The 23,002-nt window shown below is 65.5% G+C and carries 19 protein-coding genes and 1 pseudogene; 8 read left to right on the top strand and 12 right to left on the bottom strand.

Going from position 1 to position 23,002, the window contains the following annotated elements; genetic code table 11:
* Window positions 1-27: 27 nt before the first annotated feature.
* The 4 genes from AC1RUR_RS14335 to AC1RUR_RS14320 form a co-directional block, all read right to left on the bottom strand.
* Window positions 28-255 (bottom strand): hypothetical protein, encoded by a 228-nt coding sequence (locus AC1RUR_RS14335; RefSeq protein WP_492844954.1) that lies wholly within the window; start codon window positions 253-255, stop codon window positions 28-30.
* Between the two features lie 79 nt (window positions 256-334).
* Window positions 335-784, bottom strand: a complete 450-nt coding sequence (locus AC1RUR_RS14330; RefSeq protein WP_492844952.1) for a GNAT family N-acetyltransferase — start codon at window positions 782-784, stop codon at window positions 335-337.
* Window positions 784-1,812, bottom strand: coding sequence for a peptidoglycan -binding protein (locus AC1RUR_RS14325; protein WP_492844950.1), 1,029 nt, complete (start codon window positions 1,810-1,812; stop codon window positions 784-786). The genes AC1RUR_RS14330 and AC1RUR_RS14325 overlap by 1 nt, the downstream gene beginning before the upstream one ends.
* A gap of 148 nt (window positions 1,813-1,960) precedes the next feature.
* Window positions 1,961-2,980 (bottom strand): flagellar motor protein MotA, encoded by a 1,020-nt coding sequence (locus AC1RUR_RS14320; RefSeq protein ID WP_492844949.1) that lies wholly within the window; start codon window positions 2,978-2,980, stop codon window positions 1,961-1,963.
* Window positions 2,981-3,190: 210 nt separating this feature from the next.
* Here AC1RUR_RS14320 and AC1RUR_RS14315 point away from each other — a divergent pair, with 210 nt between their 5' ends.
* The 6 genes and pseudogenes from AC1RUR_RS14315 to AC1RUR_RS14290 all read left to right on the top strand — a co-directional run.
* Window positions 3,191-4,219, top strand: a complete 1,029-nt coding sequence (locus tag AC1RUR_RS14315) for an SAM-dependent methyltransferase (protein ID WP_492844947.1) — start codon at window positions 3,191-3,193, stop codon at window positions 4,217-4,219.
* Window positions 4,220-4,450: 231 nt separating this feature from the next.
* Window positions 4,451-5,644 (top strand): efflux RND transporter periplasmic adaptor subunit, encoded by a 1,194-nt coding sequence (locus tag AC1RUR_RS14310; RefSeq protein ID WP_492844945.1) that lies wholly within the window; start codon window positions 4,451-4,453, stop codon window positions 5,642-5,644.
* 241 nt (window positions 5,645-5,885) lie between these two features.
* Window positions 5,886-9,047, top strand: coding sequence for a multidrug efflux RND transporter permease subunit (locus AC1RUR_RS14305; RefSeq protein ID WP_492844943.1), 3,162 nt, complete (start codon window positions 5,886-5,888; stop codon window positions 9,045-9,047).
* A gap of 390 nt (window positions 9,048-9,437) precedes the next feature.
* Window positions 9,438-10,562 carry an AAA family ATPase gene (locus tag AC1RUR_RS14300; RefSeq protein ID WP_492844941.1) on the top strand — a complete coding sequence of 375 codons (1,125 nt, stop codon included), beginning with the start codon at window positions 9,438-9,440 and terminating at the stop codon, window positions 10,560-10,562.
* A gap of 81 nt (window positions 10,563-10,643) precedes the next feature.
* A complete protein-coding gene (locus tag AC1RUR_RS14295) occupies window positions 10,644-11,813 on the top strand; it encodes a tetratricopeptide repeat protein (RefSeq protein ID WP_492844939.1) in 1,170 nt (389 codons plus the stop codon).
* Window positions 11,814-11,899: 86 nt separating this feature from the next.
* A pseudogene (locus AC1RUR_RS14290) lies at window positions 11,900-12,010 on the top strand (IS5/IS1182 family transposase); the annotation flags it as partial.
* A gap of 66 nt (window positions 12,011-12,076) precedes the next feature.
* Here AC1RUR_RS14290 and AC1RUR_RS14285 read toward each other — a convergent pair.
* From AC1RUR_RS14285 to tkt, 8 genes are all read right to left on the bottom strand, one after another.
* The gene (locus AC1RUR_RS14285) at window positions 12,077-12,862 is read right to left on the bottom strand and encodes an inositol monophosphatase family protein (protein WP_492844937.1); all 786 of its coding nucleotides are present in this window, start codon (window positions 12,860-12,862) and stop codon (window positions 12,077-12,079) included.
* 85 nt (window positions 12,863-12,947) lie between these two features.
* Window positions 12,948-14,012, bottom strand: coding sequence for a tetratricopeptide repeat protein (locus AC1RUR_RS14280; RefSeq protein ID WP_492844935.1), 1,065 nt, complete (start codon window positions 14,010-14,012; stop codon window positions 12,948-12,950).
* 248 nt (window positions 14,013-14,260) lie between these two features.
* Entirely contained in the window at window positions 14,261-14,935 is a 675-nt protein-coding gene (locus tag AC1RUR_RS14275; protein WP_492844934.1) for a thiamine phosphate synthase, read from the bottom strand.
* A gap of 3 nt (window positions 14,936-14,938) precedes the next feature.
* Window positions 14,939-15,964: a class I fructose-bisphosphate aldolase gene (locus AC1RUR_RS14270; RefSeq protein ID WP_492844932.1), complete on the bottom strand. Its 1,026-nt coding sequence runs from the start codon at window positions 15,962-15,964 to the stop codon at window positions 14,939-14,941.
* 246 nt (window positions 15,965-16,210) lie between these two features.
* Window positions 16,211-17,278, bottom strand: coding sequence for a class II fructose-bisphosphate aldolase (gene fba, locus AC1RUR_RS14265; RefSeq protein ID WP_492844931.1), 1,068 nt, complete (start codon window positions 17,276-17,278; stop codon window positions 16,211-16,213).
* A 54-nt stretch (window positions 17,279-17,332) separates the two neighbouring features.
* Window positions 17,333-18,529 carry a phosphoglycerate kinase gene (locus AC1RUR_RS14260; protein WP_492844929.1) on the bottom strand — a complete coding sequence of 399 codons (1,197 nt, stop codon included), beginning with the start codon at window positions 18,527-18,529 and terminating at the stop codon, window positions 17,333-17,335.
* Between the two features lie 153 nt (window positions 18,530-18,682).
* On the bottom strand, window positions 18,683-19,690 hold the full coding sequence (gene gap / locus AC1RUR_RS14255; protein ID WP_492844927.1) for a type I glyceraldehyde-3-phosphate dehydrogenase: 1,008 nt from the start codon (window positions 19,688-19,690) through the stop codon (window positions 18,683-18,685).
* Between the two features lie 170 nt (window positions 19,691-19,860).
* Window positions 19,861-21,846 carry a transketolase gene (gene tkt, locus AC1RUR_RS14250; RefSeq protein WP_492844925.1) on the bottom strand — a complete coding sequence of 662 codons (1,986 nt, stop codon included), beginning with the start codon at window positions 21,844-21,846 and terminating at the stop codon, window positions 19,861-19,863.
* 395 nt (window positions 21,847-22,241) lie between these two features.
* Here tkt and AC1RUR_RS14245 point away from each other — a divergent pair, with 395 nt between their 5' ends.
* Together AC1RUR_RS14245 and AC1RUR_RS14240 are read left to right on the top strand one after the other, a co-directional pair.
* Complete coding sequence (locus AC1RUR_RS14245; protein WP_020608063.1) at window positions 22,242-22,562, top strand: DUF4164 domain-containing protein; 321 nt, start codon at window positions 22,242-22,244, stop codon at window positions 22,560-22,562.
* Window positions 22,559-22,942 (top strand): cell division protein ZapA, encoded by a 384-nt coding sequence (locus AC1RUR_RS14240; protein WP_492844923.1) that lies wholly within the window; start codon window positions 22,559-22,561, stop codon window positions 22,940-22,942. Before AC1RUR_RS14245 ends, AC1RUR_RS14240 begins: the two co-directional genes overlap by 4 nt.
* Window positions 22,943-23,002 lie beyond the last annotated feature (60 nt).

The raw sequence follows: 23,002 nt of genomic DNA, 5'->3' as shown, positions 1-23,002 counted from the left end.
AGTTGAGACTGTGGTGAGGGCTCGGACTTACCGGCACTTCGGCGAGAGCGTCGGCACGTTCGGCCACGGCCAGTTCTTCCAGCTGCCGTCCGCATCGACGCAGGCTGATGGAGCAGGGCTGCTCGTCGGCGCAGGCTGGCCCGTCGTCTTGGGCGGCGAAGCAAGGCGCTGGTCGACATAGGCCGTCGACACATAGCCGGCGACGATGACGGCCAGAAAGACCGAAGACCCCTTGGCGAGGTCGCTCAACCGCATCGATCGTCTCCATCCGCTGTCATTGCTGCTTCCAACCACAACGAATAACGGACGCCGTTCGATCCCGACGTGACAGGCGTCACGTCCGCCAGATCATCTTCAGCACCGGCCGGCCCGAGGTCGGGTTCACATCGTCGCCGGCATGGGCAAAGCCGTTGCGCTCGTAGAAGCGGATGGCGCGGGAATTGTCCTTGTTGACGAGCAGCGTGACGCCTGACGGCGACAGCCGCTTGGCCTCATCCACCAATAGCCGCGCCGCGTCCGAGCCCCAGTGATCCGGATCGACCACGAGCTGGTCGAGATAGCCGTCGCCGTCGATGGTGACGAACCCCGTCAGCGCGCCGTCCTGTTCGGTCACGACGATCGAGGCCTTCGGCACCAGATCCTTGCGCCAGCGCTCGCGCCACCAGTCCAGCCGCGCGGCAAAATCGATCTGCGGATAGGCCCGCTGCCAGGTGCGGTGCCAGAGGTCGATCGAGGCTGCTTCGTCCTCTGGGCGGTAGGGGCGGAGGTGGAGGGCAGGGCTCACTACCGCTCCGTCAGCTTCAGCTCGATGCGGCGGTTGCGCTTGTAGGCCTCTTCCGTGTTGCCGGTGTCGAGCGGCTGGAATTCGCCGAAACCGGCGGCGACGAGGCGCTGGGCCGGCACGCCGAGCGAGATCAGGTATTGCACCACCGAGATCGAACGTGCCGCCGACAGGTCCCAGTTGGATTTGAAGTTTGCACCGCTAACCGGCCGCACGTCGGTATGGCCGTCGACGCGCAAGACCCAGGGAATTTCGCTGGGGATCTTCTTGTCGAGCTCGATCAGCGCGGTCGCCAGGGTGTCGAGCTCGGCGCGGCCCTCGGGCAGCAGCGTCGCCTGGCCGGTGTCGAAGAACACCTCGGACTGGAACACGAAACGGTCGCCGACGATGCGGATGTCCGGGCGGTTGCCGAGGATGGCGCGCAGGCGGCCGAAGAACTCCGAGCGGTAGCGCGACAATTCCTGCACGCGCTGCGCCAGGGCCACGTTCAGGCGGGAGCCGAGATCGGCGATCCGGTTCTGCGATTCCTTGTCGCGCTTCTCGGATGCATCGAGCGCCTCTTCCAGTGCCGCGAGTTGCCGCCGCAGCGCGCTGATCTGCTGGTTCAGCACCTCGATCTGCGCCAGCGCCCGCGCCGAAACCGCCTTCTCGGAGTCCAGCGCCTTGCCGAGCTCGGAGGTCTTGCCTTGCGCGTCGTTGCCGGCGGCAGCCAGGCCGTCATAGAGGCCCTTGATGCGGTCGCGCTCGCTCTCGGCCGAGGCGAGGCCCGCCTTCAATGACGAGACCTGGTCGTCGAGCGTGAGCTTGCCGAGCTTCTCCAGCGAGAGCAGTTCGTTGAGCTGGGCGATCTTGGCGTTGAGCTGCTCCAGTGCCTTGTCCTTGCCGGTCACTTCCTGCGACAGGAAGAACTGCACGACCAGGAAGACCGACAGCAGGAACACAATCGACAGCACCAGCGTCGACAGCGCGTCGACGAAGCCGGGCCAGTAGTTGAAGGAAGTATCGCCGCGGCGGCTGCGCGCCAGAGCCATTTTTAATCTCTCCGTTCTTTCGTGTCCCGGACGCGGTGCAGCGTGTAACGCTGCTCCGCAGAGCCGGGACCCATGTCTCACCTGGCACTGGGCCCCGGCTCAGCAGCGCACCGCTTCGCGCTGCGCTGCGTCCGGGGCACGAGAGCGCCTAACCCTTCTCGGGCTGGCGCGCGATCCGCTCCAGCAGGCGCCGGATCTCGCGGTTCTGCTCGCCCTGGCCGTCGGCCCATTCGCGGATCATTTGCTGCTCGGTGCGCATGTGCGAGACCAGCGCCTGGATCGCTTCGGCAAGGCTCGCCATCGCCGCGGTGGTGCCGCGGCTGGCGCTGCCTTCCTCGAGCACGGAGCGCAAGCGCTCGACGGCGGCCTGAAGCTCGCCGCTGGCGACGCCGCCGCCCCCGGAGGCGACCGCGACCTCGCCATGGCCATATTCGCGCACGGTGGTGGCGAGCCAGTCCTCGAGATCGGTGTAGAAGCGGTTCTGCGCCTGGCTCGATTGCAGATCGAGGAAGCCGAGGATCAGCGAGCCGGCGAGGCCGAACAGCGAGCTCGAGAACGAGATGCCCATGCCGCCGAGCGGGGCGGCGAGGCCCTCTTTCAGCGTGTCGAACAGCGCGCCGGAATCGCCGCCGACCTTGAGCCCGTCGATCACCTTGCCGACCGAGCCGACCGTCTCGATCAGGCCCCAGAAGGTGCCGAGCAGGCCGAGGAAGACGAGCAAGCCGGTCATGTAGCGGGAGATGTCGCGGGCCTCGTCCAGGCGGGTCGCGATCGAATCGAGCAGATGCCGCATCGTGGTCTGGGTGATCGTCATCCGCCCGATGCGCTCGCCGCCCAGGATCATCGCCATCGGCGCCAGCAACTTGGGGTGGCGGGCAGGCGCGAGGCCGGGATCGGCGATGCGGAAATTGTTGACCCAGGAGACTTCAGGGTAGAGCCGGATGACCTGCCGGAAGGCCAGCACGATGCCGATGAACAGCACCGCTCCGATCAGGGCGTTGAGGCCCGGATTGGCGAAGAAGGCCTGGATGATCTGCTTGTACAGCACCACGCCCACCAGCGCGCAGAGCACCAGGAAGACCAGCATCCGCACCAGGAAGACGCTGGGCGAGGACAGTTTGGTGTATTCGATGTCCATGGGGGAGCGGGGCGAAGTGCCAGACGGCATGGCCGGTATCATCCGTTACGAACGTGATTGCGGCGCGCACTATGGCACAGCGGCAGCCCAAAAAAAGCGCCGGATGCGCCGATTTCGGGGAGAGCATCTGGAACCCAAAGCCGAAACCGCGCTTTGATACCTGCGTATCCTGCAGAACTTCGGTATTCCACAGGCTTAGCCGGATTTTCGCTTCCCTGCCGCCAGAGACGGAGTGGCCGCATGAGCGTCGTTTCCGCGATCATCGGGACTGCCGAACGTGTGCCGCTGCCGGATGTGGTGATCCGCGCCGCGATCCAGCGCATGTGCTCGCGCACGGCGACCCGCCTGTCCGCCCTGGGCGTGGACGACGAGGCCGCTTTCGCCGGGCGGATGATGCTGCGGCCGATCGCCGAGGACATCGATGCGGCCAATGCCGGCCATGACGAGGTGCCCGCGTCCTTCTTCGCCCAGGTGCTCGGCCCCAACCGCAAATACTCGTCCTGCTTCTACAAGACCGATGCGACCACCCTGCAGGAGGCGGAGGAGGAGGCGCTGCGCCAGACCGTCGCCCATGCCGGTCTCGCCGACGGGCAGACCATCCTCGAGCTCGGCTGCGGCTGGGGCTCGCTGTCGCTGTGGATGGCGCGGCAGTTTCCGCATGCCAAAGTGACGGCGGTGTCGAGCTCGCAGGCGCAGCGCGCCCATATCGAGGAGGAGGCGCGGCTGCGCGGCTTGCTGAACCTGCGCGTGCTCACCGGCGACATGAACGTATTCGCGCCCGAGGCCCAGTTCGATCGCATCGTCTCGGTCGAGCTGTTCGAGCACGTGATGAACTGGCGCAAGCTGATGACGCGCCTGCGGTCATGGCTTGCGCCCGAGGGGCGGCTGTTCATGCACATCGTCACCCATCGCTCCGGCTCCCATCTGTTCGACCGGGCCAATCGCGAAGACTGGATCGCGCAGCACGTCTTCACCGGCGGGGTGATGGCGAGCCATCACCTCGTCAGGCAATTCGACGACATCTTCACGGTCGAGAAGGAATGGTGCTGGAGCGGCACGCATTATCAGCGTACCGCCAACGACTGGCTCGCCAATTTCGACGCGCATCGCGATGCGATCGAGGCGGCCTTGCGCAGGGTCCATGGTGAGGACACCGCGTTGTGGTTGCGGCGCTGGCGCTGGTTCTTGCTCGCGACCTCGGGCCTGTTCGGCTACGCCGATGGAACGGAGTGGGGTGTCAGCCACTACCGGATGAAGGCGGCGGGGTAATTGCGCTCTTCTGTCGCAGCACGTTGCAATGGAACCCGACTCACAATCCGGTGAGACGCAAAAAGCAACCTGAACTCAGCACGATAGGCCGTGTGACATTGAGCCGCCCGCGCCATGCGTTGCGTCGCAGCAAGTCCATTCTATCTTGGGGCCATCAGCCGTGCCAAAATGGCCCAGAACGGGCCGGTGCGGAGCGTGATCTGTTTCAACAACATCGGGGCACCCCACTTCATGTCAGGACTTCGCGCGCGATCGGCATGCGTTGCAGTGTTGCTCGCGGCCTTTGCGCCGCTGCTCGGTGCTTGCGACGAGTCCAGCTCCGCGGTGTCCGCCGCCCCGCCGGTCGACCCTGACGTCAGCATTGTCGTCGTCAAACCGCAGCCGCGCGCCGTGGTGCGCGAACTGCCGGGCCGCATCGCGCCGACGCGCGTCTCCGACGTGCGGCCCCGTGTCTCCGGCATCGTGGTCGAACGATTGTTCCGTCAGGGCAGCGAGGTGAAGGCCGGCGATGCGCTCTATCGCATCGATCCACGTCCGTTCGAGGTCGAGGTGATGGCCAACGAGGCCGCGGTCGCCAAGGCCGAGGCCGGGTTGATGCAGGCCAGACAGCAGGCGCACCGCATCGCCACCCTCACCAAGGATCGCGCGGCCCCGGAAGCCGAGAACGAGAAGGCGATCGCGGCCGAACGCCAGGCCTATGCCGAGGTCGAGGGCCGCAAGGCCGACCTTTCGCGCGCCAAGCTCAATCTCGACTATGCCACCGTGCGCGCCCCGATCGACGGCGTGGTCGGTGCCGCGCTGGTCAGCGAAGGCGCGCTCGCGGTCCAGAACGAGACCAATCTTGCCACCATCCAGCAGCTCGATCCGATCTATGCCGACTTCACCCAGTCGGTGAACGAGCTCAACCAGCTCCGCCGCGCCTTCGAGAGCGGCGACCTCGAGCGCATCGCGGCCGACGCCGCCAAGGTGCGCCTCGTGCTCGACGACAACACCATCTATTCGCTCGACGGCAAGCTGTTGTTCTCCGACGCCAAGGTCGACGCCCATACCGGCCAGGTGACGCTGCGCGGCGAGTTCCGCAATCCCAAGCGTGAGCTGTTGCCAGGCATGTATGTCCGCGTGCGCCTCGACCAGGGTCTCGATTCCGACGCGATCGCGGTGCCGCAGCAGGCGATCCAGCGCAATGGCGGCGGCGGCAGCGAGGTGTTCGTCGTCAAGGACGACAACCGCATCGCGGTGCAGCCGGTGCGCACCGGTTCGGTTCAGGACGGCATCTGGTTCGTCACCGAAGGACTGAAGGCCGGCGACAAGGTCGTGGTCGAAGGTTTCCAGAAGTTCGCGGCCGGCGACAAGGTCAAGCCGCAATCCTGGTCGGAGGCGGATGCGACCGCGGACAACCGGCACGCCCAGAAACTCACGCGGTAACGCTCGCGCGGTTCAGAACACCTCTCCCGAAGGGAGAGGTCGGATCGCATCGAAGATGCGATCCGGGTGAGGGGTTACAGTCTCACTGGGCGCTGCGGCCCCTCACCCGGATTGCACTGGACGATGCTTCGCATCGCCAGAGCAATCCGACCTCTCCCCGCTGGGGAGAGGTCGGACCCCAGACAACCGGGCGAACCTAACTTCATCGAGCCTGTACGAAACAACAAGGGTGATACGGCAAATGCCGAGTTTCTTCATCGACAGGCCGATCTTCGCCTGGGTGGTTGCGCTGTTCATCTGCCTGATCGGCGCGATCTCCGTGCCGCTGCTGCCGATCGCGCAATATCCGATCATCGCGCCGCCCTCGATCTCGATCTCGACCAGCTATCCGGGCGCCTCGCCGGAAAACCTCTACAACAGCGTCACGCGCCTGATCGAGGAGGAGCTCAACGGCGCCTCCGGCATCCTCAATTTCGAATCGACCAGCGACTCGCTCGGCCAGGTCGAGATCATCGCCAATTTCGTGCCCGGCACCGATACCAGCGCGGCTTCGGTCGAGGTGCAGAATCGCATCAAGCGCGTCGAGGCGCGGCTGCCGCGCGCGGTGATCCAGCAGGGCATCCTGATCGAGGAAGCCTCCAGCGCCGTGCTCCAGATCATCACGCTGAACTCGACCGACGGCAGCCTCGACGAGGTCGGCCTCGGCGACTTCATGATCCGCAACGTGCTGGGCGAGATTCGCCGCATTCCCGGCGTCGGCCGCGCCACGCTCTATTCGACCGAGCGTAGCTTGCGCGTCTGGGTCGATCCGGCCAAGCTGGTCGGCTATGGACTGACCGCCGACGACGTCAACAAGGCGATATCGGCGCAGAACGCGCAGGTCGCCTCGGGCAGCATCGGTGCCGAGCCGTCGACGTCGACCCAGCGCACCTCCGCGCTGGTGCTGGTCAAGGGCCAGCTCTCGTCCCCCGATGAATTCGGCGCCATCATCCTGCGCGCCAACGCCGACGGTTCGACCGTGCGCCTGCGCGACGTCGCGCGCATCGAGGTCGGCGGCCTCAGCTACCAGTTCAACACCCGCCTGAACGGCAAGCCGACCGCGGGCCTGTCCGTGCTGATGTCGCCGACCGGCAACGCGCTGGCGACCGCGAGCGCGGTCGAGGAGAAGATGAAGGAGCTGTCGCGCTTCTTCCCCGCCAACATCTCCTACGAGATCCCCTACAACATCACGCCCGTGGTCGAGGCCTCGATCAAGAAGGTGCTCTCGACGCTGGTCGAAGCCGTGGTGCTGGTGTTCGTGGTGATGTTCCTGTTCCTCCAGAACATCCGCTACACCATCATTCCGACCATCGTGGTGCCGGTGGCGCTGCTGGGCGCCTGCACCATTCTGCTGCTCGCCGGCTACTCCATCAACATGCTCTCGATGTTCGGCATGGTGCTCGCGGTCGGCATCCTCGTCGACGACGCCATCGTCGTGGTCGAGAACGTCGAGCGCATCATGGCCGAGGAGGGCCTGCCGCCGAAGGAAGCGACGCGGAAAGCCATGTCGCAGATCACCGGCGCCATCATCGGCATCACGCTGGTGCTGATGGCGGTGTTCGTGCCGATGGCGTTCTTCCCGGGATCGGTCGGCATCATCTACCGCCAGTTCTCCGTGACCATGGTCGCCGCGATCGGCTTCTCCGCCTTCCTCGCGCTGTCGCTGACGCCGGCGCTGTGCGCCACGCTGTTGAAGCCCGTAGCCAAGGGGCACGGCCATTCGAGCAATTTCGTGTTCAGCCGGTTCAATTGGTTGCTCGAGGCCTGCCGGTTTCGCTACGCGAGCACCGTCGGCTTCTCGCTGAAGCGCACCGGCCGCCTGATGCTGGTCTATGTCGCGCTGCTCGTCGGCCTGTCCTGGGCCTTCGTCAACCTGCCCGGCGGCTTCCTGCCCGTCGACGACCAGGGCTTCGTCACCACCGACGTGCAGACGCCGTCGGATTCGTCCTACGGCCGCACCGAGGCCGTGATCGAGAAGGTCGAGAAATACCTGGCGCAGCGGCCGGGCGTCGACAACGTCACCTTCCTCACCGGCTTCAGCTTCTCCGGCCAGGGCATGAACACCGCGCAGGCCTTCATCACCTTGAAGGATTGGTCGGAGCGCGGGCCGAAGGAGTCGGCCGCTGCGATCGTCACCGACATCAACCGCGATCTGTCGTCTTCTATTCGCGACGCGAAGATCTCCGCGCTGCAGCCGCCGCCGATCGACAATCTCGGCAATTCCTCGGGCTTCTCGTTCCGTCTCCAGGACCGCGGCCAGAAGGGCTATCCGGCCCTGATGCGCGCCGCCGACCAGTTGATCGCGGAGGCCAATGCGAGCGCGGTGCTGCAGAAGGTCTATATCGAGGGCCTGCCCGAGGCGGGCGTGGTCAACCTCGTGATCGACCGCGAGAAGGCCGGCGCCTTCGGCGTCACCTTCGAGGACATCAACAACACGATCTCGACCAATCTCGGCTCGAACTACATCAACGACTTCCCGAACCGCGGCCGCATGCAGCGCGTCGTGGTGCAGGCGGATGCCCGCGACCGCATGCGGACCGAGGACATCCTCAACTACAACGTCAAGAACAGCCGCGGCCAGCTGGTGCCATTCTCCTCCTTCACCACGGTGGAGTGGGCGCGCGGCCCGACCCAGATCGCCGGCTTCAACTATTATCCGGCGGTGCGCATCTCGGGCGAAGCCAGGCCCGGCTTCACCTCGGGCGATGCCATCGCGGAGATGGAGCGTCTCGCCGGCAAGCTGCCGCGCGGCTTCGGCTATGAATGGACCGGCCAGTCGCTCCAGGAGAAACTGTCGGGCTCGCAGGCGCCGTTCCTGCTGGCGCTGTCGGTGTTCGTGGTGTTCCTGTGCCTCGCCGCGCTCTACGAGAGCTGGACCATTCCGCTCGCGGTGCTGCTCACCGTGCCGCTCGGCATCGTCGGCGCCGTGGTCGCGGCGATGCTGCGGGGGCTACCCAACGACGTCTATTTCACTGTCGGCCTGATCACGATCATTGGCCTCGCCGCCAAGGACGCGATCCTGATCATCGAGTTCGCCAAGGACCTCCGCAAGGAGGGCAAGCCGCTGGTGGAAGCCACCATCGAGGCCTGCCGCCTGCGCTTCCGCCCGATCCTGATGACCGGCCTTGCCTTCATCTGCGGCGTGCTCCCCATGGCCATCGCCCACGGCGCCGGCGGCGCCAGCCAGCAGGCGCTGGGCAGCATCGTGATGGGCGGCATGATCGCGGTGGTGATCCTCGCACTGTTGATGGTGCCGGTGTTCTTCGTCTCCGTGCAGCGCGTGCTGGCGGGGGATCGCGAGCAGAAAGCGGCGAAGGATGGCGAGGCGTACGGGCCGCCGGCGCGGGCAAGGGGCGGCCACTGAACGCCCCGGGGCAATCGCCCATAGTATGCACGATGGGGCGGCATCGGCAGTGGGCTCCCTCTCCCGCTTGCGGGGGAGGGCTGGGGTGGGGGTATCTCCGCGTCGGGATTGCCGAGAATGCGGAGGATGTCCCAGTGTGGTGAGAGCCCTCACCCGCCGCGCGCGGGATGATGCTGCGCATCGCCCCGGGCGCGTCGGCCTCTCCCGCGAGCGGGAGAGGCGGAGCAAGCCCGCGCGCTGCTTGTGAAATCCATATGCGATTGCCTGCCCGAACGCCGGATCGGTCGGCTTGCTTTCTCGGGATTGTCAATCCAGACTGCATCCCTGGATTGAATGAATGTGTAGTCGCACTGAACAGCGAATGCACGGTTAGCCTGCCGAGAGCATGTGATGCGTCCGACCGACATTGCGATCTCGAACTATCGCTCCATCCGGCGGCTCTCCATACCCATCCATCCCCTGTCCGTGTTTGTCGGTGAGAATGGTGTCGGCAAATCCAATCTCTACAAGTCCCTGTCGCTGTTGCGCGACGCGGCAACCGGGCGGATCACGCGCACCATCGCCGACGAGGGCGGATTGAATTCGGTGTGCTGGTCCGGCCTCCGCAAGCGCGGCGAAGATGGGCGACTGCGGTTGTCTGCCAGGTTCGACCGTCTCAAATATTCCATTGAGCTCGGATTTCCTGGCCCACTGGAGGCGGCGTTTTCCGGCGAACCGATGATCAAGACAGAAAGTATCGAGGCGACGGAGGGCAAGCGCACGGTTCTCCTGATGGAGCGGAAAAACTCGCTCGTCAGCGTCCGCGACGAGAGTGGTGCATGGGTCAACCACAAGGACGCGGTGCTGCCGTCGGAAACGGCGCTAGCGGGTTTTTCGGACGGCAAGGAATGCCCCGAAATCGATTTGATCAGAAACGCAATGCTGGGCTGGCGATTTTATCACGACTTTCGCACCGATCCGGCGTCGCCGATACGAAAGCCGTGTCTGGCGATCACGACGCCCTCGCTCAGCGCCGATGGAAGCGATCTGGCTGCGGCCCTGGCGACGCTCTACACCATTCGAGGAGACGCCGCCGACCTGCAGGATGCGATCCAGGATGCGTTTCCCGGCGCCGATCTCCGCGCATGGGAAAACAACGGCCTGTGCGAATTTGCTCTGCAACTGGAGGACATGCCGCGGCCGTTCGGGGCTCATGAACTCTCCGACGGGACGCTGAAATACATCTGCCTGCTCGCGGTGTTCATGGGCTACCGCTTGCCGCCGTTCATCGCGCTGAACGAACCCGAGACCAGCCTGCATCCGTCGCTGCTGTCGCCATTGTCCCGGCTGATCGCCAAGGCATCACGCCGCGCCGATATCTGGATCGTCACCCATTCGGAACAGCTGATGGAGGCATTGCGAAGCGAGAACGCGGTCCCGCTCCGCCGCGTGATCAAGTCGAAAGGGGCGACGGCGATCGAGGGCCTCACTCTCGGCGGTGAGTATCGCGAGGAGGAGCCGGACGAGGACGATTAGGCCGCGTCCCTCCAGACCCTAGCATCGTCAGTGTGCACCGGATAAATTGACCACGATCTTCTCTTGCAAGTCGGAGTCGCCGTGCGCTTGCTCTTCCTGATGGTTTTCCTTGCCGCGACGTCGCCGGCGCTCGGCAGGTGGGTGGGCGTGGAAGAGGAACGGATCCCGGTCGCCAGGCTCATCGAAAACCTGGAGAAGATCGCCAAGGACGATCCTACCAGCGTCGAGGCGTTGCTGAACCTTGGTCGTGCGCATGGCATGGCTTACGCTCAGAAGTCCGACCCGCTGACGGTGCCGAAGGCCTACCATGGCACTCGGCCGCCGGCCGTTCCTTTCGGTAAGGTAACGACGGCCGCTGACCCCACTTCGAAGACCGCCTCCCAGGCGCATCTGGAAGCCGCGTTGAAAGCGTACAAGCAGGCGCTGGCACTGGACAAGGACAACCTTGTTATCCAGCTCGGCCTCGCCTGGCTGACCGAGCAGGCCGGCAGGAAGTACGATGCGGTGAAGCAGTATCGAACGATCGCAAGCGCCGCCTGGGAGAAGGAAAAGAACCTGACGGGGCTTGGTCTCGGCGGGCAGACGCTGACCGGCGAAGTCGCCTCTTACCTCGTCCCGCTTCTCGACGCCGAGAAGGATAAGCGCGAGATCGAGACGCTGAAGGACCACGCGGCCGCGATGGGAAAGCTGCCGTACCCAATCACTCCCATCGCTGTGCCGCTGGCCGATGGACTCACGATCACCGACCTAGAAGCACCCGACGCGCGGGTGACGTTCGACGTGGACGGCAGCGGGTTGAGTCGCGAATGGAGCTGGATTACCCCCAAAGCTGCCTGGCTTGTCAGCGACTTGAGGCTTGATGGCAAAATTAACAGCGGCCGGCAATTGTTCGGCAACATCACGTTTTGGATGTTTTGGAACAACGGATATGCGCCGCTGGCCGCACTCGATGACGACCGCGATGGCATGTTGACCGGTAAAGAACTGGCCGGCCTCGCCCTGTGGCGCGATGCTAATGGTAATGGCGTGGCAGATCCCGGAGAGGTTCAGCCGGTTTCGGCTTACGGTATCGTCGCTATATCGTGCAGCTGGCAGACGTTGAACAAGGACCCGGACAGGGTCGCCTTCAGCCCGAAAGGCGTGGTGTTCCAGGACGGAAAAACGCGCCCCAGCTTCGACCTGGTCTTGAAGGCACAGCTTGGCTCCCAAGCGACGTTTCGTGCGCCAAATGCGTCGGGGAATAGCCCCTAAGTTGCGGCAGGCTCAACTTCCGTTGTGGGTCATTTTCGACGGTCTCACCGAGGATTGTCGGCAGGTCGATGTCCGCTTCTGCTGCCAACCGGGTCGAGCGGTTCTTCAACAGGATCAAACAATGTCGTCGGGCGGCGACGCGCTACGACAGGCTCGCCGTCAACTACCTTGCCTTCGTTCAGCTCGCATCAATCTGATCATGGCCACGCCTTAATGAGTCCGCGTCCTACTCGTTGCGGATCGAGCCGTCGTGCTCCTGCGATTTACTTCCGCAACACCTTCACCAGCTCCCCGTGCACGAACTCATTCCCGCACACGACGTCGCCGGTCACCAGCGCATCGCCGGGCGTATTGATATCGCTCACCGTGCCACCCGCTTCGCGCACCATGATCATGCCGGCGGCGATGTCCCAGGATTGCAGGTTGCGCTCCCAGTAGCCGTCGAGGCGGCCGGCGGCGACGAAGGCGAGGTCGAGGGAGGCGGCGCCGAAGCGGCGCAGGCCTGCGACGCGGTCCTGGATCGCGGTCATCTCGCGGCGGAATTCCTCGTGGTCGCCGCGGCCGATATGGGGCAGGCCGCAGGCCACCACGCATTCGTTGAGCTGGCGGCGGCCGGCGACCCGCAGGCGCTGGTCGTTGAGGAAGGCGCCCTTGCCGCGCTCGGCGATGTAGAGCTCGTCATTGGCGGGGTTGTAGATCACGCCCGCAATGATCGTGCCCTCGCGAACGAGGCCGATCGAGATCGCGAATTGCGGGATGCCGTGCAGGAAGTTGGTGGTGCCGTCGAGCGGGTCGACGATCCAGGTGTGGCTCTTGTCGCTGCCTTCCCGCGTGCCGCCCTCTTCGCCGATGAAGCCGTAGCCGGGCCGCGCCTTGGAGAGGTCCTGGTAGAGGATCTCCTCGGCGCGCTTGTCGGCGAGCGAGACGAAATTCGCCGGCCCCTTCAGCGAGACCTGCAAATGCTCGATCTCGCCGAGATCGCGCTTGAGGCTGCGGCCGGCGCGGCGCGCAGCCTTGACCATGACGTTGATAGTTGCGGAATACAGCATGTGCTCTAGGTCTTGATCGGGGGAAATGGCGCGAAAACGCGCCTGTTTGGGGGATTGGGTGCCCTGTGGGGGGCTCAACGTCAAGTCATTTGGTCCCGAGCCATTTCCTGGCGGCGGCTTCCGCCTTGCCCCGTTCTTCGGCCGGCAAATCGGCCAGTTGCTTGTCGAGCTCCGGATCGCCCTTGCCGGCGGTCTTGGCCACCAGATGCCATTTGAAGCCCTCGACCTTGTCCACGGACGTTCCCATGCCATTGATCAGCACCCAAGCCAGCCGGTTCTGCGCGATCGCGCTGCCCTGGCGGGAGGCCTTGCGGAGCAGTGCTACGGCTGCCGGCTCGTTCTTCGGCGTGCCGGTGCCGTTGAACATGGCGATGGCATATTCGACCTCGGCATCGACATTGTCGGCCAGCGAGGCGGCCTGGAGCAGCCGCACCGACCGTTCCGGGTCCTTCGGCACGCCGGTGCCTTCCTTGTAGAAGGTCGCGAGCGCATATTGGGCCTCGGGCAGGCCCGCATCGGCGGCCTGGCGCAGCAGTTCAGCGGACCGCTTGACGTCCTGCGGCAGGGTCTGGCCGTCGAGGTAGAGCAACGCGAGGTTATAGGCCGCCTTGGGCTCGCCGAGCTTGGCGGCGGAGGCCATCAGCTTCACCGCCTCGCCCTTGTCGACCGGGCCGCCACGGCCGGCGATGCGCATCATGGCGAGCGCGAACATCGCCTCGCGGTCGCCGGCGTCGGACGCACGTTTGTACCATTCGAGCGCCTTGGCGTAGTTGCGGCGGATGCCCATGGCGTTGGAATAGAGCTCGCCCAGCATGGTCATCGCCTTGGGATCGCCGGTCGCCGCGCGGGCGGTGGCGAGATCGAACGCGGTCTTGTACTGGCCGCGCTGATAGGCGCCGAACACCAGGTCGACATTGGGATTGTCGGTCGGCGGCGCCGGGATCACCGTCGCGGGCAGTGCCGGCTTGGGCGAGGCGGACGGCTTCGGCGCCGGCGCGGCCTCCTTCTTCTTGGCAGGTGCGTGCGGCTTGGCTTTCTGCTTTTCGGCCGGCGCGCTCGGCGTTGTGGCCGGCGGCGTGATCTGGAGCTGCGCGGCTGCGGGCCCTGTGAGCAGCAGCGTGGCCAGAATGGTGATGCGCGGGAGCTTCATGTCGGGCGCGAAAGCGGAATGAGCTTAGGTTGAATCAAGCGGCCGCGGGCTCGGTGCACCTCTCCCGCTTGCGGGAGAGGTCGGCGCGTCCCGGGCGATGCGAAGCATCGTCCCGCGCGCCGGGTGAGGGCTCTTTCCTCTGGGGGATTGTCCCATTGCGGAGGCACCCTCTCCCCAGCCCTCCCCCGCAAGCGGGGGAGGGAGCGCACCTCCCTCGTTGCGGCATTCGAACCTGACGTCATCATGCGCTAGCCGTGCTCCTCACCCGCAAGCGCGGTCGCATGGGCCTTCTTGATCGCAGCGTCGGCCTCGACCAGCGCGGCCTTCGGCCCGCGCGGATCGGCCCAGATGAAATCGCCGACCAGCACGAAATCGGCGCCACTGGCGGCGAAGTCGTGGGCCTCTTCCAGCGAGGTGGCAAAGCCGACGCAGGGCGGCTCGAACAGCTCGGCCCACCAGTCCAGCCGTTCCGCGATGGCTTGCGCCGACGGCCGCTGGCCTTTCGCGTCGGGCTCGCCGAACAGCACATAGTCCGCGCCCATCTCGCCCGCATCCATGGAATGGTGCCGCGTCGTCAGCCCGCCGACGCCGGCGATGCGATCGGGCTTGAGCGACGGCAGCGCCTCTTTCAGCGCGGCGATGCCGGGCAGGTGCGCACCGTCGGCGCCGCCGCGCGCGACCAGTTCGGCATGGCCGTCGACCAGCAGCGCAGCGCCCGCTTTCTGCACCGGCGGTGCCAGCGCCTTGATGCGCGAGATCATGGTGCGCTGGTCGGTCTCCTTCAGCCGCACCAGCACGGCCGCGACGTCGGCGGCGGCGAGCAGGCCCGGCAGCTCGGCGACCAGCGAAGCCGGGTCATCGACGACAGGCGTCGCGAGATAAAGACGCGGCGCCGGGCGCGGCGGAGGCGATTTGTTCGACAAGATCTAGGCCGCTTTCTTTTCCAGGCTGTTTTGCCACTCGCCCCTGGAGGCGAGGCCGTTCATCCGTGCGCGATGGCTGAAGGCGTTTTGGCCAGCCGCGACGTTCTCGGCCTTGCCGGACCAGGCCTTCTGCGGCGCAGCTTGCAGCGCGCGGCCATAGGAGAAGGTCAGGCCCCAGGGCAGCGGGCCGAGCTTGTGCATGGCGTTGAGATGCGCGGTTGCCTCCTCGTCGGACTGACCGCCGGACAGGAAGGCGATGCCGGGCACCGCCGCCGGCACACAGGCCTTGAGCAGCCGTATCGTCTTCTCCGCGACTTCCGCGACGGAAGCCTGCTTCGGTGACTTCTTGCCTGAGATCGCCATGTTCGGTTTCAGCACCATGCCCTCGAGCGCGACGCGCTGCACACGCAGCTCCTGGAACGTCTTGTTGAGTACGCGCTGGGTGACTTCATAGCAGCGGTCGATGTCGTGGTCGCCGTCCATCAGCACCTCCGGCTCGACGATCGGCACGATCTGCGCGGCCTGGCAGAGCGCGGCATAGCGCGCCAGCGCGTGGGCATTGACGCTGATCGCGGTCATCGAGGGAATACCGTTGCCGATGTCGATCACCGCGCGCCATTTGGCGAAGCGCGCGCCGCGCTCGTAATACTTCTTCAGGCGCTCGGCGAGCTTGTCGAGCCCGACGGTGACGAGTTCGCCGGGGCACATCGGCAGGGCTTGCGTGCCCTCGTCGACCTTGATGCCCGGAATGGCGCCGCTCTGTTCGATCAGCTTCACCAGCGGCGTGCCGTCCTTCGCATCCTGCCAGATCGTCTCGTCATAGAGGATCACGCCGGAGATGTACTGGCTCATGGCTTCCCTGGAGCGGAACAGCATCTCGCGGTAGTCGCGGCGGTTCGATTCCGTCGATTCCACGCCGATCGCGTCAAAGCGCTTCTTGATGGTCCCGGAGGATTCGTCGGCGGCAAGGATGCCCTTGCCCGATACGACCATGGCGGTCGCGACCCTGTTGAGCTCAGTCAGATTCATCGAGAGGTCCTCCCAAAACGATTCTGCCCTTGCCCGTGAAAATAGCCCGTTCTCGGGCAATTGCCGAGTTAACGTTCGTCGCAGGGTAAAGGGGGAGGCCGCTCATTCCGGGGCGCGCCCCTTGGCGCGAGCCCGGAATCCATTGATCCGCGTCGACGGTGGCACCATGGATTCCGGGCTCGCGCTGCGCGCGCCCCGGAATGACGGTGCCTGCCCTTACGTCGCTTACGCCACCTTCGCGATCGCTTACGCGACGCGGGGATCCAGCTCGCCCTTGGCGTAGCGCTTGGCCATGTCGGCGGTGGTCAGGACCTTCTTGATCTTGGAGGCCTGGCCGGCGGTGTTGAACTCCTGGAGCCGCTGCTTGCACAGCTTGGTCATCGCTTCCATCGCCGGCTTCAAATATTTGCGCGGGTCGAACTCTTCCGGATTGTCCTTGAGCACCTTCCGGATCTGGCCGGTCATCGCCATGCGGTTGTCTGTGTCGATGTTGATCTTGCGCACGCCGTGCTTGATGCCGCGCTGGATCTCGGCGACCGGCACGCCCCAGGTCGGCTTCATCTTGCCGCCATAGCTGTTGATGATGTCCTGGAGGTCCTGCGGCACCGACGAGGAGCCGTGCATCACCAGATGCGTGTTCGGCAGCTTGCGGTGGATCTCCTCGATCACGTTCATGGCGAGGATGTCGCCGTCCGGCTTGCGGGTGAACTTGTAGGCGCCGTGCGAGGTCCCCATCGCGATCGCGAGCGCGTCGACCTTGGTCTCCTGGACGAACTTCACGGCCTCGTCCGGATTGGTCAGGAGCTGGTCGTGGCTCAGCTTGCCTTCGGCGCCGTGGCCGTCTTCCTTGTCGCCCATGCCCGTCTCGAGCGAGCCGAGCACGCCGAGTTCGCCCTCGACGGAGATGCCGCCGAGATGGGCCATGTCGGTCACGGTCTTGGTGACGCCGACATTGTAGCCCCAGTCGCCGGGGGTCTTGCCGTCGGCCTTGAGCGAGCCGTCCATCATCACCGAGGTGAAGCCGGCCTGGATCGCGGTCATGCAGGTCGCAGCCTCGTTGCCGTGGTCGAGATGCACGCAGACCGGGATGTGCGGATAGATCTCGGTCACCGCGTCCATCATGTGCTTGAGCATGACGTCGTTGGCGTAGGAGCGCGCACCGCGCGAGGCCTGGATGATGACGGGCGCATCGACCTGGTTGGCGGCGTCCATGATCGCCAGCGCCTGCTCCATGTTGTTGATGTTGAAGGCCGGTACGCCGTAATCGTTCTCAGCCGCATGGTCGAGCAATTGACGTAACGTGATCCGAGCCATGTGTCTTTTCTCCGGTTTGGGCCTTCAGGGCCCGCTAGCTGCTTGTCGACTGGTTTACTTGATACGCAGGACCTCGACGCCGGGCAGTGGCTTGCCTTCCATCCATTCAAGAAATGCGCCACCGGCAGTCGAGACATAGGTGAAGTCACCGGCCACATGGGCCTGGTTGAGGGCCGCGACGGTGTCGCCGCCGCCCGCGATCGAGATCAGCTTCCGGGCCTTGGTGCGCTCCGCCGCATGCTTGGCCGCCGCGACGGTGCCGCGGTCGAAGGGCTGCAGCTCAAAGGCGCCGAGCGGTCCGTTCCACACCAGCGTCGCCGCGTCGTCGATCGCGGCATGGACGCGGGCGATCGATTGCGGGCCGACGTCGAGGATCATGCCGTCGGCCGGGATCGCGTCGAGCCCGTAGGCATGCGAGGGCGCGTTGGCGGCGAAATGATAGGCGACGGTGGCGTCGACGGGGAGGATGATCGCGCAGTTGGCGGCTTCCGCCTTCTCCATGATGCGCAGCGCGGTCGGCGCGAGATCCTTCTCGGCCAGCGACTTGCCGACACCGACGCCCTGGGCATGCAGGAAGGTGTTGGCCATGCCGCCGCCGATCACCAGCGCGTCGACCTTGCTGACGAGGTTTTCCAAGAGGTCGATCTTGGTCGAGACTTTGGCGCCGCCGATGATTGCGATGACCGGCTTGGTCGGCGAGCCCAGCGCCTTCTCCAGCGCATCGAGCTCGGCCTGCATGGTGCGGCCGGCATAGGCCGGCAGCTTGTGGCCGAGGCCTTCGGTCGAGGCATGGGCGCGGTGCGCGGCGGAGAAGGCGTCATTGACCCAGATGTCGCCGAGCTTGGCCAGCTCCGCGACGAAGGCGGCATCGTTCTTTTCCTCTTCCTTGTGGAAGCGGGTGTTTTCCAGACACAGGATGTCGCCGTCCTTCAGCGCCGCCACGGCCGTGGCCGCGGGCTCGCCGATGCAGTCGTCGGCAAACGCGACCGGCTTCTTCACGACCTTCGACAGCGCTTCAGCCACGGGCTTGAGCGACTCCTTGGCATCGCGCCCCTTCGGCCGGCCGAAATGCGCGAGCAGGATGACCTTGCCGCCCTTGCCGGAGAGCTCGGTGATGGTCGGCGCGACGCGCTCGAGCCGTGTCGCGTCGCTGACGCGCCCGTTCTCCATGGGCACGTTGAGATCGACGCGCAGCAGCACGCGCTTGCCCTTCACGTCGACGTCGTCGAGGGTGCGGAATTTGTTGGTCATTGAACGCTCTCTCTTGTCCCGGGCGCGCTGCGGCACGAAGTGTCGCTGCGCAGAACCGGGACCCAGGATGTGACGGGTCGCGCGGTCAAATGGGTCCCGGCTCTGCGGAGCAGCGCAAGGGCGCTGCACCGCGTCCGGGACACGGGAGCGGCCTTAGATCACCTTCGCGAACGCGACGGCGGTATCCGCCATGCGGTTCGAGAAGCCCCACTCGTTGTCGTACCAGGACATCACGCGCACCAGCGTGCCGTTCTGCACCTTGGTCTGGTCCTCGTGGAAGGTCGAGGAGTGCGGGTCGTGGTTGAAGTCGATCGAGACGTTCGGCGCGCTGGTGTAGCCGAGAATGCCCTTGAGCTGCTGCTCGCTGGCGCGCTTCATCGCCGCGTTGATTTCCTTCACATCGGTGGCGCGCTTGGCGATGATCTTGAGGTCGACGACCGAGACGTTCGGCGTCGGCACGCGGATCGCGACGCCGTCGAGCTTGCCTTTGAGTTCCGGGAGAACCAATCCGATCGCCTTGGCGGCGCCGGTCGAGGTCGGGATCATCGACATCGCAGCCGCGCGGCCGCGGTAGAGATCCTTGTGCATGGTGTCGAGCGTCGGCTGGTCGCCCGTGTAGGCGTGGATCGTGGTCATGAAGCCGGTCTCGATGCCGACGAGGTCGTTCAGCACCTTGGCCACCGGCGCCAGGCAGTTGGTGGTGCAGGAGCCGTTGGAGACGACCAGATGATCCTTGGTCAGCGTGTCGTGGTTGACGCCGTAGACGATGGTGGCATCGGCGCCGTCGGCGGGCGCGGAGACCAGCACGCGCTTGGCGCCGGCGGTCAGATGCGCGGACGCCTTGTCCTTCGAGGTGAAGATGCCGGTGCATTCCATCGCGATGTCGACGCCGAGATCCTTCCAGGGCAGCTTGGAGGGATCGCGCTCGGCGGTCACCTTGATCTTGCTGCCGCCGAGGCTGATCGTGTCGCCGTCGACGGTGACGGTGCCGGGGAAGCGGCCATGGACGCTGTCGAAGCGGAGCAGGTGGGCGTTGGTCTCGACCGGGCCGAGGTCGTTGATGCCGACGACCTCGATGTCCTTGCGGCCTGACTCGGCAATAGCCCGCAGGATGTTGCGGCCGATGCGGCCAAAACCGTTAATTCCGACGCGGACTGCCATGTTTCATCTCCTTATGACCGTTCAATGACGGGCTCGATAACGCCTGATCATCCCGCACAACGCGCTATACGCGCCTGCAAGGGTTTTTTAGGGGCGGACGCCCGGTTCGGCCGGGCGATGCTTGATCATATGAGAGACTACGTAGTCCTTTTTTTTGGCAAGCTCAACTCTCAGGAAACGCGTTTCAGCACAGCGTTAACCGCAGCCTCGGCGGTAATCCCGAAGTGCTTGTAAAGCTCCTTCGCCGGCGCGCTGGCGCCGAAGGAATGCATGCCCACGAATTCGCCGTCCTGGCCGATCACGGCGTCCCAGCCCCAGCGCACGGCCGCCTCGATCGCGACCTTCACCGGCGCGTTGCCGATGATCTCAGCCCGCTTCGCCTCTGGTTGCGCTAACAAAAGCTCGAGCGAGGGCACCGAGACCACCCGTGACGGGATGCCGCGCTCGGCGAGCTGCTTCTGGGCGGCAACCGCGATCTCGACCTCGGAGCCGGAGGCGAACAGCGTCGCCTTGGCTTCGCCCTGGGCGGCGACCAGCTCGTAGGCGCCCTGCTGGCAGGGATTGTCGTTCGGCGCGGTGGTGCGGAGCTGCGGCAGGTTCTGCCGCGTCAGCGCCAGCACCGTCGGACCGTCGATGCGATTCAGCGCGAGCTCCCAGCACTCGGCGACCTCGATGGAATCGCAGGGGCGGAACACGCGCATGTTGGGAATGGCGCGAAGCGCGGCGAGATGCTCGACCGGCTGATGGGTCGGGCCGTCCTCGCCAAGGCCGATGGAATCGTGCGTCATCACGTAGACGACGCCCGCGCCCATCAGCGCGGCCAGGCGCATCGCCGGACGCGCATAATCGGTGAACACCAGGAAGGTCGCGCCGTTCGGCGCGAAGCCGCCGTGCAGGAAGATGCCGTTCATCGCAGCCGCCATGCCGTGCTCGCGGATGCCGTAATGGATGAAGCGGCCTTTCGGCGTCTTGGCCGAGAAAGCCGTGGCCGACTTCGCCTTGTTGTTGTTGGAGCCGGTGAGGTCGGCCGAGCCCGCGAGGAACTCCATCGGCATCGCGCCGGCAATGACTTCGATCACGGCTTCCGAGGATTTGCGGGTGGCCGCAACCAGCGGCTTTTCCAGCAGCTCCTTCTTGTAGGCGCGCACCGCCTTTGCGAGCGAAGCCGGACGCTCATGGCGCAGGCGGCGCTCGAACTCGGCGCGCTTGCGGCTGCCGAGCTCACCGAGCCGGCCTTCCCATTCCTGCCGTGCGGCGGCGCCGCGAGAGCCGGCTGCGCGCCAGGCCTTCAGCACGTCGTCGGGTACCGAGAACGGCTCGAGCGAGATGCCGAGATTTTCTTTTGCCGCCTTGAGCTCGTCGGCGCCGAGCGCCTCGCCGTGCACCTTTGAGGTGCCCTGCTTGTGCGGCGCGCCGAAGCCGATGGTGGTGCGGCAGGCGATCAGCGTCGGCTTGTTGGATTTCTTCGCGCGGGTGATGGCCGCGGTGATCGCGGCCTGGTCGTGGCCGTCGATCTTCTCGGCGGCCCAGCCGGCGGACTTGAAGCGCTTCACCTGGTCGACGGAATCGGAGATCGAGGTCGGGCCGTCGATCGAGATGCCGTTGTCGTCGTAGAGCACGATCAGCTTGTTGAGCTTCCAGTGCCCGGCCATCGCGATCGCTTCCTGCGACACGCCTTCCATCAGGTCGCCGTCGGAGGCGAGCACGTAGGTGTGGTGGTCGACGATCTTCTTGCCGAACTCGGCGGCGAGCATCTTCTCGGCGAGCGCCATGCCGACCGCGGTCGAGATGCCCTGGCCGAGCGGACCGGTGGTGGTCTCGATGCCCTTGGTGTGGAAATTCTCGGGATGGCCCGGCGTCAGCCCGCCGAGCTGGCGGAACTGCTTGATCTGGTCCAGCGTCATCTCGGCATTGCCGGTGAGATACAGCAGCGAATAGAGCAGCATCGAGCCGTGGCCGGCCGAGAGCACGAAGCGGTCGCGGTCCGGCCAGGCGGGCGCGGCGGCGTCGTATTTCAGGAACTGCGTGAACAGCACCGTGGCGATGTCGGCGGCACCCATCGGCAGGCCGGGATGACCCGATTTCGCCTTCTCGACAGCGTCCATCGAAAGGCCGCGGATCGCGTTGGCCATACGGGTGTGGTCGACCTGCGTCATGTCTGAAATCCGTCTGAAATGAGGCGCTTGTGGCGGTACTTGCCGCGCCGGAAGGAGCCTTTCGGCCGCTGGGGTCGCGGCTGGGATAGCATCTCGGTTCCGGCAGGCCAAGGCAATCAAACGCCGGTTTGGCCGTAAAAGTTGCTGACGGCATGATCCGGACCCGAAGGGCCGCGTCAGCGCAAAGTGGAGGCCGGTTTTCCGGCCAGATCATGCCCGAGGAACTGATAGATCGGGATGAATCCCATCCCGATCTATCAGTGCATAGTTTCGCGGCGACGTTGCGATTTGCTAGCTTGCCACGTAAATTTCTGCTTCTAACCGCTTGCCGAACCGAGTCTTTTGCCGGGCGGCAAGCCCCGATGCAAAGGCCACCAAGGTCCGCCGCTGACCGCATGAACGATCGCGTTTCCAACAGTTCCGCCATGACGGAGTCCTCCGCTGTCGAGATCGAGATCGCGACCCGCAGGCTCATGGCGGCGCTCGACGCGCTCGAAAGCGCGGTCGAGCGGCGGCGCGATGCCGATCGCGACGAGAACGAGCTTGCCGCGCGAATCCAGGCGCTGGGCGCGGACCGCTCGCGGCTTGCCGATGAGCTCGACGGCGCGCTGGTGAAGGCGCGCAAGCTGGAGCGCACCAATCGCGAGATCTCCGACCGGCTGGATTCGGCCATCGTCACGATACGCTCGGTGCTCGATACCGGAGAGGATGGATGAGCCACATCAACGTCACCATCAACGGCCGGCAATACCGCATGGCCTGCGAGGAGGGCCAGGAGGTGCGGCTGCTCAAGCTCGCCGAAAGCCTGGAGACGCGGATTCAGTCGCTGCGCGGAAAATTCGGCGAGATCGGCGATGCGCGCCTCACCGTGATGGCCGCGCTGACCGTCTGCGACGAGCTGGTCGACACCAGCAACCGCGTCCGTACTTTGGAGCAGGAGCTCACCGAGCTCAGGGATTTCCGCAACGCCGCCGTCGAGCGCGCCAGGTTGACGCAGACCGCGGTGGTCAATGCGCTCAACGCCGCCGCCGAACGCATCGAGAAATCGACCCAGGTCCTGAACCGGACCGTCGGAGGCGGCATCGCGATCGGGTAGCGTCCACCCTCCCCTGGAGGGGGAGGGTCGATCGCGCGAAGCGCGAGCGGGGTGGGGTGA

This window comes from Bradyrhizobium sp. GW821-FHT12B03 (assembly GCF_058807535.1).
This window is presented reverse-complemented; position numbering and strand designations above follow the sequence as displayed.